At 56.9% G+C, this 13,507-nt stretch carries 14 protein-coding genes; 10 read left to right on the top strand and 4 right to left on the bottom strand.

Features of this window, described 5'->3' with window-relative positions; genetic code table 11:
- Positions 1 to 83 precede the first annotated feature (83 nt).
- From hpxZ to QMZ65_RS10245, 4 genes are read right to left on the bottom strand one after another with little or no spacing between them, the layout of a single operon-like run.
- On the bottom strand, positions 84 to 467 hold the full coding sequence (gene hpxZ, locus QMZ65_RS10260) for an oxalurate catabolism protein HpxZ (protein ID WP_097117571.1): 384 nt from the start codon (positions 465 to 467) through the stop codon (positions 84 to 86).
- A 2-nt stretch (positions 468 to 469) separates the two neighbouring features.
- Entirely contained in the window at positions 470 to 1,867 is a 1,398-nt protein-coding gene (locus QMZ65_RS10255; RefSeq protein ID WP_211727992.1) for an AtzE family amidohydrolase, read from the bottom strand.
- Complete coding sequence (hpxX, locus tag QMZ65_RS10250; RefSeq protein ID WP_211727993.1) at positions 1,864 to 2,049, bottom strand: oxalurate catabolism protein HpxX; 186 nt, start codon at positions 2,047 to 2,049, stop codon at positions 1,864 to 1,866. The genes QMZ65_RS10255 and hpxX overlap by 4 nt, the downstream gene beginning before the upstream one ends.
- 11 nt (positions 2,050 to 2,060) lie before the next feature.
- On the bottom strand, positions 2,061 to 3,647 hold the full coding sequence (locus QMZ65_RS10245) for a gamma-glutamyltransferase family protein (protein WP_211727994.1): 1,587 nt from the start codon (positions 3,645 to 3,647) through the stop codon (positions 2,061 to 2,063).
- A 175-nt stretch (positions 3,648 to 3,822) separates the two neighbouring features.
- Here QMZ65_RS10245 and hpxU point away from each other — a divergent pair, with 175 nt between their 5' ends.
- The 10 genes from hpxU to katG all read left to right on the top strand — a co-directional run bounded on the left by hpxU (position 3,823) and on the right by katG (position 13,492).
- Complete coding sequence (gene hpxU / locus QMZ65_RS10240; RefSeq protein ID WP_097117568.1) at positions 3,823 to 4,662, top strand: MurR/RpiR family transcriptional regulator HpxU; 840 nt, start codon at positions 3,823 to 3,825, stop codon at positions 4,660 to 4,662.
- Between the two features lie 194 nt (positions 4,663 to 4,856).
- On the top strand, positions 4,857 to 5,642 hold the full coding sequence (locus tag QMZ65_RS10235; protein ID WP_097117567.1) for a transporter substrate-binding domain-containing protein: 786 nt from the start codon (positions 4,857 to 4,859) through the stop codon (positions 5,640 to 5,642).
- A gap of 4 nt (positions 5,643 to 5,646) precedes the next feature.
- Positions 5,647 to 6,315, top strand: coding sequence for an amino acid ABC transporter permease (locus QMZ65_RS10230; RefSeq protein ID WP_038648825.1), 669 nt, complete (start codon positions 5,647 to 5,649; stop codon positions 6,313 to 6,315).
- Positions 6,312 to 6,968 (top strand): amino acid ABC transporter permease, encoded by a 657-nt coding sequence (locus tag QMZ65_RS10225; RefSeq protein WP_058961561.1) that lies wholly within the window; start codon positions 6,312 to 6,314, stop codon positions 6,966 to 6,968. Before QMZ65_RS10230 ends, QMZ65_RS10225 begins: the two co-directional genes overlap by 4 nt.
- Complete coding sequence (locus QMZ65_RS10220) at positions 6,949 to 7,680, top strand: amino acid ABC transporter ATP-binding protein (RefSeq protein WP_034825388.1); 732 nt, start codon at positions 6,949 to 6,951, stop codon at positions 7,678 to 7,680. The genes QMZ65_RS10225 and QMZ65_RS10220 overlap by 20 nt, the downstream gene beginning before the upstream one ends.
- Positions 7,681 to 7,700: 20 nt before the next feature.
- Entirely contained in the window at positions 7,701 to 8,936 is a 1,236-nt protein-coding gene (locus QMZ65_RS10215) for a pyridoxal-phosphate-dependent aminotransferase family protein (RefSeq protein WP_097117565.1), read from the top strand.
- Positions 8,933 to 10,192, top strand: a complete 1,260-nt coding sequence (gene hpxK / locus QMZ65_RS10210) for an allantoate amidohydrolase (RefSeq protein ID WP_283215936.1) — start codon at positions 8,933 to 8,935, stop codon at positions 10,190 to 10,192. The genes QMZ65_RS10215 and hpxK overlap by 4 nt, the downstream gene beginning before the upstream one ends.
- A gap of 11 nt (positions 10,193 to 10,203) precedes the next feature.
- Positions 10,204 to 10,698 (top strand): 2-oxo-4-hydroxy-4-carboxy-5-ureidoimidazoline decarboxylase, encoded by a 495-nt coding sequence (gene uraD, locus QMZ65_RS10205; RefSeq protein ID WP_160834033.1) that lies wholly within the window; start codon positions 10,204 to 10,206, stop codon positions 10,696 to 10,698.
- Positions 10,695 to 11,030 carry a hydroxyisourate hydrolase gene (gene uraH / locus QMZ65_RS10200; RefSeq protein ID WP_097117562.1) on the top strand — a complete coding sequence of 112 codons (336 nt, stop codon included), beginning with the start codon at positions 10,695 to 10,697 and terminating at the stop codon, positions 11,028 to 11,030. The genes uraD and uraH overlap by 4 nt, the downstream gene beginning before the upstream one ends.
- Positions 11,031 to 11,293: 263 nt before the next feature.
- Positions 11,294 to 13,492: a catalase/peroxidase HPI gene (katG, locus tag QMZ65_RS10195; RefSeq protein WP_097117561.1), complete on the top strand. Its 2,199-nt coding sequence runs from the start codon at positions 11,294 to 11,296 to the stop codon at positions 13,490 to 13,492.
- The last annotated feature ends 15 nt before the right edge of the window (positions 13,493 to 13,507 follow it).

Below are 13,507 nucleotides of genomic sequence, written 5' to 3'. Positions count from 1 at the left end.
ACATTTGGCCGGTACGACATGAACTGTCGTACCGGCCCTGACCACGCGAGTTAAGTCTTACTGACGAGCGCCGGTTTACCCCGCTAGCTCATTAAACTCACCTGCGCCGCGACAATCCGCCACCCATAAGGCATGCGCACCCATGTTTGCTGCTGGCGACCAATCTTCTCCACGCCTTCACGCGTAAACTCAGTGCTGCACACCGCGTAGTCATCTCCAAAGGTGGTGATCACCGTATTACGTAGCGTGCGCGCCAATCCCTTCGATGGACGGGCAGCGCGAAATGAACGGATCTCATCAATGCCATACAGATTTTCCCCTGCGCCCAAACGCACGGTGCGATCGTCGTGCCAAAACAATTCATCCAGCACATCGACATTGTTGCTGATCAGCGCTTCTTCATAGCGGTAAAACGCAGCGGTCACCTCAGCCAGCACAGCAGGACGATCAATATGTTCAGGTGTCATGGTTACGCATCCATCAGGGTAGTTTGTGGCAGGGTCAACCCTTGCTGCTGCAGTGCCCAGGCGGCGCGCAGTGCAAGATGTTCTTTAAACGGTGCTGCGATTAACTGTAAGCCAATCGGTAATCCGCTGGCAGTTTGCAAAGGCACGGTACAGACCGGCAAGCCGAGGAAGGAAATCGGCTGCGTTAACATGCCCATACTGGCGCGCGTCGGCAAATCCTGGCCGTTAATATGAATCGTCTCTTGCCCAATGGTGGTTGCGGTGCAAGGGGTCGCCGGTGCAATCAGGACATCGAATTGTTCAAACAGCGGTAACACCTGCTGTTGGAAATGACGGCGGAAGCGCTGCGCCTGCACATACCACGCGGAAGGCAGCATCGCTCCGGCCAGCAGGCGCTCGCGAGAGTTCGGTTCGAATTGCTCGGGAATATTGCGCAAAGCGGGCAGATAGTGATTGCCGCCTTCTGAGGCGGTGAGGATAAAGGCCGCTGAACGGGCAATTTCCGCGTTGGCTAACGTGACGGCTTCGCTGGCATCCAGCGCTTGTGCCACCACTTGCACGGCGGCACGCGCTTCTTCGCTGCACCAGGTCGAAAAGAAACCACCCAGCACTGCGCTACGTATGCCTTCTGCGCCTTTTACTAATCCGTCACTGGCCGGTTCCTTCGCCTGCGCTGCCTGGAAAGCATCGCTGGCATCGTGACCTTGCAGCGCATCGTACACCAGACTCAAATCTTCCACCGAGCGAGCAAACGGACCGATATGATCGAGGCTGGCGACAAAAGGATGGCTGCCACTGCGCGATAAGCGACCAAAGGTCGGTTTGAGTCCATAGATACCGCACAACGAGGCCGGCACGCGGATCGAACCATTGGTATCGGTGCCCAGTGAGAAGTGCACTAAGCCTGACGCGACGGCCGCCGCCGAGCCGCCGGAGGAACCACCGGCCACGCGGCTCAAATCGCGCGGATTATGGGTCGGGCCATAATGGGTGTTTTCGGTGGTAAAGCCGTAAGCGTAGGCATCCATATTCAGCATGCCGGAGAGCAGTGCACCGGACTGACGCAGTCGACTCACCGCCCACGCATCTTCGCGGGCCGCTGCACGTTCACTGAATAAGCTGGCACCAGCAAGGGTGCTGTGACCGGCGACATCAAACAGGTTTTTAACCGCATAAGGAATACCCGCCAGCACAGGCAATACTTCACCGCGCTGGCGTTGCAAATCGACCTGATCCGCCTCGCGCAACATGCGCTGACCGGTGACTTCGGTCCACGCATTGAGTGCAGGATTGTGCTGTTCAATGGCGTTCAACGTCTGTTGCGCCACTTCACGGGCGCTAATATCACCTTGATTCAGCGCATGATTGAGCGCTTTGATGGATAACGATGCCAGTTTCATGGATGAAACACTCCTGCCACTTCCAGACGGTCATCCAGCGGGAAAGCCATGAGCGGTTCAGCCATGGCGGCGATGCGATTGAACTGCACCAGCAATTCAGTGCGACGTGCTTCGTCCAGCTCCAGAGCCAGAATCTGTTCCATTTGAGCGATATAAGCCGCCCAGTCCGGTTGCGAATGCATGATGGTTTCCTTTAAAAGCCGGCTGCGCTGCCGTTGCTACGTGGATCGAAGGCACCTTCCAGCATGCCGTTATTGTGTCTGACGATGGCGCCAGCGTGGCCGACGACTTCGCTGAAATCAGGCAACAGCTCAATGTCATGACCGAGTTCGCGCAACTGCTGCACCGTTTCTGCTGACATACGCGCTTCGAGTTTGAGAGAGTCAGAGGATTGTCCCCAGGTTCGCCCCAACAACCAGCGCGGTGCACTGACCGCCTGTTGAAGTGGCTGTCCCTGAATTACGTGGCGGGTAAAAATTGCTGCCTGCGTTTGTGGTTGGCCATCGCCCCCCATTGATCCGTAAACCATCGTGCGACCATCTTTCAGGCGCGCAGCCGCTGGATTTAAGGTATGGAACGGTTGTTTACCGGGTTTTAGTGCCAGCAGATGGCCCGGTTGCAGGCTAAAGGCTGCACCGCGGTTTTGCCAGGTAATGCCTGTACCCGGTAGCACGACGCCGCTGCCAAATTCGTGATAAATGCTCTGGATAAAGGAAACGGCCAGCCCGCTGCTGTCCATCACCCCCATCCATACGGTATCGCCAGGACCTCGCCCGGTTCCCCACGGCGCGGCTTGTTGGTCATTAATTTGCGTTGCCAGTGTGGAAAGATGATCGGCATCGAGCAGGTCTTGCACATTGAAGTCGATATGGCGCGGATCGGTGATGTGTTCGTCGCGCAAGGCAAAGGCTTTTTTGGTGGCCTCAACAATGCGGTGCACAGTTTGTGCCTCATCCGCCTCTGCCATGTTCAACCGGTCGGTGATGCCCAGAATGGCCAGCGACACCAAACCTTGCGTCGGAGGCGTCATATTCCAGATGTCGCCTTCGCTGTGTGCCAGATGTAGCGGCGTGCAGCGGCGCGCGTGCTGTTTCTGAAGATCTTCCAGGGTGATCGGCATACCCAGCGCGGTCATTTCACGTGCCAGATGGTGGGCCAGTTCGCCGCGATAGAAACTCTCCAGACCCTGTTCACTCAACACGCTAAGTGTATTGGCAAGCGCGGGCTGGGTAAAACGGCTACCGGCACCAGGCACGGTGCCGTCAGGCAAGAAGGTCGCCGCGAAGCCGGGTTGATCAAGCAATTCATGTTGCTTTGCGGCAGTGGCTGCAGCCTGCGATGCGGTAACAGGAATGCCATCGGCAGCATAGCGAATGGCGTCACGCAGCAAACGGGCTAACGGCAACGGCGCAGAACCCAGCTCTTCAGCCAGCGTTAACGCTTCCTGCCAGCCACTCACCGTGCCCGCCACGGTTAACGCGGCTTTGGGGCCGCGATGCGGGATGTGACTTTCGCCGTGATAGAAGTCGAGGTGGGCGAGTGAGCCTGCTGCGCCACTGGCATCGATAGCGATAGGATCGCCATTGAGCGGCACGACCAACCAAAACCCATCGCCACCCAAGCCGTTCATGTGCGGGTAGACAACCGCGATAGTGGCCGCTGCCGCTACCATCGCTTCAATCGCGTTGCCGCCTTCGCGTAAAACCGCCAGTGCGCTTTCACTGGCGAGATGATGTGGGGTGACGGCCATGCCGAGCGGGGCCATGTTGCTCTGTATCATAGTGAACTCTTCATCATTGATTCTTTTGTAGGGGGATTGGGTTAGTGGTCGCCGTAATGGGAGTCCCTACAAATCCGTGAGGTGATCTAAGCAAGAGCTGTTCCAGTTTTGGTCGGACATCAATGTGGATCGATTTGTGCTAGCTTGTGATGAAACGAAAGTTACAGGACCAATGATGAAACAGCTTGATGAACGCCTTCGCAGTCACTATCCGCAACTGTCGCCGCAGGAGCAGCGTATTGCCGATTTTGTGTTTGACCATTTTGATGACCTGATCAGCTACAACAGCGCCGAGCTGGCGCGGCTGAGCGGGGTATCGAAGGCGACAGTCAGCCGCCTGTTTAAACGTCTGGGCTATGAGAAATACAAGGACATGCGTGATGAGCTGCGTACGCTGCGTCAGAGCGGGATGCCCCTCACCGACAATCGCGATGCAGTGCAGGGCAATACCTTACTGTCGCGTCATTACAAGCAGGAGATGGCCAACCTGACGCAGTGGGTGAACAGCATCGACCCGCAGCAGTTTGGCGAAGTGATTCAGGCGCTGGGTGCTGCAAAGCGGGTGTTTATTATCGGCATGCGTAACGCCTATCCGGTGGCATTGCACCTGCGTCAGCAGCTGATGCAGGCGCGTCCGCAGGTACATGTGTTACCACAACCCGGCCAGACGCTGGGCGAGGAGCTGGTGGATATCACAGCGGAAGATATTGTGGTCGTGATGGCCTTCCGCCGCCGTCCACGTATCATCCGCCCGCTGATGCAGCAGCTACAGCAGAGCAACATCCCGGTGCTGGCGCTGTGCGAGCCGCAGGCACAGGGCATTATCACCCTGGCACACTGGCAGCTATGCGCGCCGCTCGATAGCGTCTCCGCCTTTGATAGCTATGCCTCGGCGATGAGTCTGATCAACCTGCTGGCAAATGCACTGCTGCATGAAATGCTGTCGCAAGGCCGTCAGCGTATTCATCAAATTGCCGATCTTTATCAGCACCTGGATGAACTGGAACACCGATAGTGGGCACCACTTTGGTGCTTTGCACCTTTTTTGATCGGGTTTTAATACGGGCGTAATGCCCGTTTTTATCGCCTTAAACTCCGTGTTTATTCGTTTTTCTTCCCTTTGCGCCCCACACCCTGCGGTTGGCACATTAGTTGCAAATCGTTTTATCAAGAATCTTTTGTTTCACGATAAACTCACCGGGGTGCATAATGAAAAAAGTTTTACTGGCAGTCGCAGGCGCAGCATTGCTGATGGCTCAGGTCGGCAGTGCGATGGCCGATCAGCTACAAGACATTCAGAAGCGTGGCGTCATCCGTGTTGCGGTACCGCAGGACTTCCCGCCGTTTGGTTCGGTAGGGACTGATTTACAGCCACAAGGCTATGACATCGACATGGCGAAGTACCTGGCGAAGCAGATGAAACTGAAGTTGCAGCTGGTGCCGGTCTCCAGCGCCAACCGCGTGCCTTATCTGCAAACCGATAAAGTGGATCTGGTGATTTCCAGCATGGGCAAAAACGCCGAACGCGAGAAAGTGATCGATTTCAGCCGTGCTTACGCGCCGTTCTTCCTTGGGGTGTTTGGCCCGAAAGGTGAGCCACTAAAAGATGCGGCAGCATTGAGCGGTAAATCAATTGGTGTGACGCGCGGTGCAGTGGAGGACATGGTGCTGAGCGATGTGGCGCCAAAAGATGCACAGGTGAAGCGTTATGAAGATAACAACACCACGCTGTCAGCTTACCTGTCAGGTCAGGTGCAGTATGTCGCGACCGGTAACCTCGTGGTGGCTGCCATTGCACGCCAGAACGCAGAAAAAGCGCCGGTGCCGCAGTTCATGCTGAAAGATTCACCGTGCTTTATCGGCCTGAAGAAAGATGAGCCAGCGCTGAAAGGTAAAGTGAACGCGTTGATTGAGCAGGGCATCAAAGACGGTACGCTGAACAAGCTGTCAGAAGAGTGGCTGAAAGCCCCACTGCCAGCCAACCTCGGCGCATAACGCAATGATTGGGCAACTCAATTTTGCAGATCTCTGGCCGCACTGGCCAGAGTTACTGGCAGGGCTGTGGGTCACGATTCAGATAACGGTTCTCGCCACCGTCGGCGGGGTGAGCCTGGGGATTCTCGGCGCGGCACTGCGCAGTGGCAAACCGAGCTGGGCGAGTCGCATCTGGGGCGTTTATGTCGAACTGATCCGTAATACGCCATTCGTGGTACAGCTGTTTTTTATCGTCTTTGGTTTGCCCAATCTTGGTCTGAAACTGACGGCGGGCGAAGCAGCGCTGCTGGCGATGTTGATTAACCTTGGCGCGTACAGCACTGAAATTATCCGCGCCGGAATTCAGGTGACGCCGAAAGGGCAGTGGGAAGCTGGCCGTGTGCTGGGGTTGACCCGCACGCAGACTTTTATCCGCGTGGTTCTGCCGCCGTCGCTGCAACGTATTTATCCGGCGCTAGTCAGCCAATGCATCATTGTGATGCTGGGTTCATCGGTGGTGTCGCAGGTGTCGTACGAAGAGCTGACCTTCGCCGCCAACCTGATTCAGTCACGCACTTTCTTGAGTTTTGAAGTCTATCTGGTGACCACGTTGATCTACCTGGCGTTGTCGATTGCCATGCGACAGCTGCTGCTGGCGCTGGGGCGTAAATGGTTTGGAGCGCAGCCCGCATGACAACCTTTACTGACTGGGACATCCTGCGCAACCTGCTGCTGGCGGCGCGCTGGACGATTTTACTGTCGCTGGTGGCCTTCTTTGGCGGCACGCTGGTGACCTTACCGCTGCTGTTTTTACGACTGCTGAAGCGCCCATGGTTGACGCGCTTGATTCGCTGCTACACCGAACTGTTTCAGGGCACGCCGTTGTTGATGCAGCTGTTCCTCGCCTTCTTTGGCGTCGGGCTGTTTGGCATTGATGTGGCGCCCTGGACCGCCGCTTCGCTGGCATTAACTTTCTACACCAGCGCATTTTTGGTGGATATCTGGCACGGCAGTATTCGTGCGCTGCCGAAAGGCCAGTGGGAAGCATCGCGTTGCCTCGGCCTGACTTTTGGTCAAACGCTGTTTCGCGTGGTGGCACCGCAGGCGATTCGCATCGCCATCGCGCCGACCGTAGGCTTTGCCGTTCAGGTGATTAAAGGCACCGCGCTGGCCTCGATTATCGGTTTCGTCGAGCTGACGAAAGCCGGCACTATTTTGAACAATGTGACGTATCAGCCCTTTAAGGTATTTGGCCTGGTGGCGCTGGGTTACTTCCTGATGTGTTATCCGCTGTCGCGTTACAGCCAGTACCTGGAGAAAAAATTCAATGCCGCTCATCACCATTAATCAGGTCCAGAAGTACTACGGCGACAACCACGTCCTGAAAGGTGTCGATCTGGATATCGACAACGGCGAGGTGATTTCGATCATCGGCCGCAGCGGCTCGGGCAAAAGTACCTTGCTGCGCTGCATGAACGGGCTGGAAGGCTACCAGGAAGGCAGCATCAAACTCGGCGGTATGACGATCACCGACCGTGAATCCCAGGCGCGTGAAATCAGCCGCTCGGTGGGCATGGTGTTCCAGAACTTCAACCTGTTCCCGCACATGACCGCGCTGGAAAACGTGATGCTGGCGCCGCGCCGGGTACTGAAGAAGAGCGAAGCCGAATGTCGCGAGCTGGCGACGCAGATGCTGGAAAAGGTCGGCCTTGGCGAACGCATCAACTACTACCCGGCCAATTTATCCGGTGGACAACAACAGCGTGTGGCGATTGCCCGTGCGCTGGCAATGCAGCCGAAAGTATTACTCTGTGACGAGATCACCTCAGCGCTCGATCCTGAACTGGTGGGTGAAGTGCTGAAGGTGCTGGAACAGCTGGCTGCCGAGGGCATGACCTTGATCCTCGTTACCCATGAAATGAACTTCGCCCGTGATGTGGGCGATCGCGTGGTGTTTATGCATCAGGGCCGTGTCTGGGAGCAGGGTGACAGCAAAACGCTGTTTGCCAATCCGCAGACCGCCGAGCTTAAACAGTTTATCTCCACCGTCCGTCTTTAAGTCTTCAAAAGGAATAGCACATGGATATCAGTCAGTTTTCGCAAATTAATCCACCACAACGCCTGCTGATGGGCCCTGGTCCTATCAACGCCGATCCGCGTGTCCTGCGCGCCATGTCGAGCCAGCTGCTGGGTCAGTACGATCCGGCGATGACGCACTACATGAATGAAGTGATGGCGCTGTATCGTGGTGTATTTCGTACCGAAAACCGCTGGACCATGTTGATTGACGGTACCTCGCGCGCCGGTATCGAAGCGATTCTGCTCTCGGCTATCCGTCCGGGCGACAAAGTGCTGGTGCCGGTGTTTGGCCGCTTTGGCCATCTGCTGTGTGAGATTGCCCGCCGCTGCCGCGCCGAAGTGCACACTATTGAAGTGCCGTGGGGCGAAGTGTTCACCCCCGATCAAATTGAAGACGCGATCAAAAAAGTGCAGCCGCGCCTGCTGCTGACGGTGCAGGGTGATACTTCCACCACCATGCTGCAGCCGTTGGAACAACTCGGCGCCATCTGCCAGAAATATGGCGTGCTGTTCTACACCGATGCCACCGCTTCACTGGGCGGTAACGTGCTGGAAACCGATGCCTGGGGACTGGATGCGGTCTCTGCCGGTATGCAGAAGTGCCTTGGCGGTCCGTCGGGTACTTCTCCGATCACCCTCAGCCCGCAGATGGAAGCGGTGATCCGCAAACGTAAGTGTGTGGAAGAGGGCATCCGTACTGCGGATCATCAGGATGGCGATGAGGAGATGATTTACTCCAACTATTTCGATCTCGGCATGATCATGGATTACTGGGGGCCGGAACGTCTGAACCACCATACCGAAGCCACTACCGCGCTGTTTGGTGCACGTGAGTGCGCGCGTTTGATGATGCAGGAAGGGCTGGATAACGGCATTGCACGTCATAAGTTGCACGGCGAGGCGATGCTGAAAGGCATTCAGGGCATGGGCCTCGAAACCTTTGGCGACCTGAAACACAAAATGAACAACGTGCTCGGTGTGGTGATCCCGCAGGGCGTGAATGGCGACCAGGTGCGCAAATTGGTGCTGGAAGATTTTGGTATTGAGATCGGCACCTCGTTTGGCCCGCTACACGGCAAAGTGTGGCGCATCGGCACCATGGGCTACAACGCGCGCAAAGATTGCGTGATGCAAACCCTGAGCGCGCTGGAAGCGGTATTGAACCATGTGGGTTACCGTTCGACACAAGGCGCGGCCATGCAGGCGGCGTGGGATCATTACGGGAGCCACGCATGAGCAAAAGCCTGATGACCGCCAGCGAGGCGCAGTCCGCCGCTGCCCGCGTCATGGCACGCTGCGATGCCCTGGCTGAAATCAGTGAAAGTGAGGATGGTCTGACGCGTGTCTATCTCTCGCCTGAACAGGTCCGCGCCAACGCCCGCGTGGCAGAATGGATGCAGGCGGCCGGCATGACCACCTGGCAAGATGCTGTGGGCAATATCTGTGGTCGTTATGAGTCTGCTGAACCCGGCGCGCAGGCGCTGCTGTTGGGCTCTCATCTGGACACGGTGCGCAATGCCGGGCGCTATGACGGCATGCTGGGTGTGCTGAGTGCTATTGAAACCGTACAGTGGCTGCACGATCGTCAGCTGCGCTTACCGCTGGCGATTGAGATTGTCGGGTTCGGCGATGAAGAGGGCACGCGCTTTGGCATCACGCTGTTGGGCAGCCGGGGTATTACCGGCACATGGCCCGAGAGTTGGGTAACGCATCCGGATGGAAACGGTATAACTGTGGCGGAAGCGATGCAGGATCTCGGTCTGGACGCTGCCAACATTTTGCAGGCAGCACGCGACGTCAACGACATTGCGGCTTACCTTGAACTGCACATAGAACAAGGGCCGTGTCTGGAACAGGAAGATTTGGCGCTTGGCGTGGTGACCGCGATTAACGGCGCGCGTCGTTTGAATTGCAGCTTTATCGGTGAAGCGGGCCACGCTGGCACGGTGCCGATGACCCATCGTAAAGACGCACTGGCCGCCGCCGCCGAGTGGATGGTGTTTGTTGAGCACACCACTGCCGAGCAAGATCCACAACTGGTGGCCACGGTCGGCACCCTGAGCTGTTTGCCGGGCGCCGTGAATGTTATCCCCGGTGAAGTGCAGTTTTCACTGGATGTGCGTGGGCCGCAGGATGAGCCGCTGGAGCGCCTGTTGTCCGCGCTGCTGACACAAGCCGAAGCGATTGCCTTGCGGCGTGGACTGACTTTTACCGCTAGCGAGTATTACCGTATTGCGGCAACCGCCTGTGATGCACGTTTGCAACAGGCGCTGAGCCACGCGGTGGAAACCGTACAGGGCCGCAGCGTTTCTTTGCCAAGCGGCGCAGGGCACGACGCGATTGCGATCGCCGATCGCTGGCCAGTGGGTATGCTGTTCGTGCGCAACTATCGCGGTATTAGCCATCATCCAGCCGAGTCCGTACAGGTAGCCGATGTGGCATTGGGCGTGCAGGCTTATCTGCAAGCGGTCAACGATCTGGCACAGGCTTAAGGAGCCGTTGCATGGAGTTAGCGGTGTTTAACGATGCCACGCCCAATGAGGCACACACAGCGATAGCCCACTGCGTGGCAATTCCTGACTGGCAGCAGGCGCTGGTGGCCGCACGGCCTTTTGCGGATGTGGAAGCGCTCTATACGACCGCCGAAACACTGGCAAAGCGCTGGCAAGGTGCCGAACTGGAACAAGCATTACGCGCTCACCCCCGTATTGGTGAAAAAGCCGCGGGCGCGGGCAAAGAGGCAGTATTGTCACGCAATGAGCAGTCGGCGATGCAGCAGGCCGATGGCGCGCTGCAATTTGCCATGCTGGCGGGCAATCAATCCTATGAAAAGCGCTTCAACCGGGTGTTTTTGATTCGTGCCAAAGGGCGGAGTGGCGAGGAGATGCTGGCGGAATTGCAGCGCAGGCTCAACAATGATGCAGAGACAGAGCAGCAGGAAGCGCTGACGCAACTGCGTGAAATCACCCTGTTACGGCTTAAGGAGAGCATTGTATGAGCACCATTACCACTCACATTCTGGATACCGCGCTGGGTAAACCCGCTATCGGCGTGGCCATATCCCTGGAGCAGAACAGCCCGGAAGGCTGGTTGCCGATAGCGGAGGGGGAAACCGATAGCGATGGCCGTATTAAAGATTTAACGCCCGAGCCGTTAGCACCGGGCCATTATCGATTGACCGCAGAGATCGGTGACTATTTCGCTGCTGACGGACGCGATGCGCTGTACGTCAGTGCACAGATTGATTTTGTGATTGGTTCGGCGGGCAGCCATTATCATCTGCCGTTTCTGATCTCACCGTGGTCGTGGTCAACCTATCGCGGCAGCTAATTTTGTCACGGCCACCCTAAATGGCGACCCTGCAACACTCCAGTGACTGCAGGGTGCGCATTTAGGGACAACTGGCTGCAAACGACACCTGTTTTAGGGACGAAATTATGCGCAGCTGACGATAAAGCCCTACTTTCTGTGCGCCATGTCACACGCTGCGCTTGAAAGACAGAAACTATCAAAACCTTCGGTTCATCCAAATATATTCTTTCACAAGGTACGGTTATCTTTACCGGACAATGTGAAGCAAACGGAGCCGAAAAATGAGCACGCACGACAATAACGATAATGCAGCAGCGTCAGGTAAGTGCCCCTTTCATCATGGGGCGTCTGAAGAAAAAAGCGTACTGGCACGTGGCGCGGGGAGCGGAACAACCAACCGCGACTGGTGGCCAAATATGTTACGTGTCGACCTGTTAAATCAGCACTCCAACCGTTCCAATCCTCTCAGTGAAAACTTCAACTACCGCGACGAGTTCAGCAAGCTGGATTACCCGGCGTTAAAAGCGGATATCCGCGCTATTCTGACCGACTCTCAATCCTGGTGGCCAGCCGACTGGGGCAGCTATATTGGGCTGTTCATTCGCATGGCGTGGCACAGTGCCGGTACTTACCGCACCGTGGATGGTCGTGGCGGTTCCGGCCGTGGGCAGCAGCGTTTCGCGCCGCTTAACTCCTGGCCAGACAACGTTAGCCTCGATAAAGCACGTCGCCTGCTGTGGCCGGTAAAACAGAAATACGGTCAGAAAATTTCCTGGGCCGACCTCTATATTCTGGCGGGTAACGTCTCGCTGGAAAATGCCGGCTTCCGCACCTTTGGTTTTGGTGCCGGACGTGAAGACGTGTGGGAACCGGATCTGGATGTGGATTGGGGTAACGAAACTGAATGGCTGGCGCATCGCCACCCAGAAAGTCTTGCCAATGCGCCGGTGGGTGCCACCGAAATGGGCCTGATCTACGTCAACCCGGAAGGCCCGGAAGCCAGCGGCGATCCGAAATCAGCGGCACCAGCGATTCGCGCCACCTTCGGCAATATGGGCATGAACGATGAAGAGATCGTCGCGCTGATTGCCGGTGGTCATACATTGGGTAAAACCCACGGTGCGGCTGCCGCCAGCCACGTGGGTGTTGATCCAGAAGCCTCGCCAATTGAAGCGCAGGGCCTCGGCTGGAGCAGCAGCTACGGCAGCGGTGCCGGTGCGGATGCGATTACCTCCGGTCTGGAAGTGGTGTGGACGCAGACGCCTACCCAGTGGAGCAACTACTTCTTCGAGAACCTGTTCAAATACGAATGGGTACAGACACACAGCCCAGCAGGCGCGATCCAGTTCGAAGCGGTGGATGCGGAAGCGATCATTCCAGACCCGTTCGATCCCGAGAAAAAGCGCAAGCCCACCATGCTGGTGACCGATCTGACGCTGCGTTTTGACGAAGAGTTCGGCAAGATCTCCCGCCGTTTCCTCAACGATCCACAGGCGTTCAATGAAGCCTTTGCCCGTGCCTGGTTCAAACTGACCCACCGCGATATGGGGCCAAAAGCGCGTTACATCGGCCCGGAAGTGCCAAAAGAAGATCTGATCTGGCAGGACCCGTTGCCTGCCGCGATCCACCAGCCAACCGTTGATGAGATCACCGATCTGAAAGCGAAGATTGCTGCTTCCGGTCTCAGCGCCAGCCAACTGGTCTCTGCTGCCTGGGCATCTGCTTCCACTTTCCGTGGCGGTGACAAACGTGGCGGGGCCAACGGTGCACGTCTGGCACTGGCACCGCAAAACGGTTGGGCGGTGAACGCCAGCGTGATTCACGATGTGCTGCCAACCCTGCAAAAAATTCAGCAGGAGTCTGGTAAAGCGTCGCTGGCGGATGTGATCGTTCTGGCCGGCAGTGTGGGTATTGAAATGGCTGCTGCAGCGGCGGGTGTGGCGGTGCAAGTACCCTTTACACCGGGCCGTGTGGATGCGCGTCAGGACCAAACTGAGGTGGAGTCATTTGACGTGCTGCAACCGCTGGCCGATGGTTTCCGTAATTATCGTCGTATCGCAGGTGGCTCATCCACCGAAACCCTGCTGCTGGATAAAGCACAGCAGCTGACGCTGAGCGCACCGGAATTAACCGTGCTGCTGGGCGGTTTGCGTGTGCTGGGCACCAACTTCGACGGCGGTCAGCATGGCGTGTTCACCGATCGTGTTGGCGTATTGAGCAATGACTTCTTCGTCAACCTGCTGGATATGCGCACCGCATGGCGCGCCACCGATGAGAGCGCCGAGCTGTTCGAAGGCCGCGATCGTGTCAGCGGTGAAGTGAAATACAGCGCCACCCGTGCCGATCTGGTGTTTGGTTCCAATGCTATCCTGCGCGCACTGGCTGAAGTCTATGCCAGCAGCGATGCCAAACAGAAGTTCGTCAATGACTTCGTGGCAGCCTGGACCAAAGTCATGAATCTGGATCGCTTCGATCTGTAATCAACTTGCGATAAA

It is taken from the genome of Pantoea sp. EABMAA-21 (assembly GCF_030053335.1).
Lineage (GTDB): Bacteria > Pseudomonadota > Gammaproteobacteria > Enterobacterales > Enterobacteriaceae > Pantoea > Pantoea communis.
Note: the sequence above shows the minus strand (reverse complement) of the source record. Positions and strands in the feature narration are given on the sequence as shown.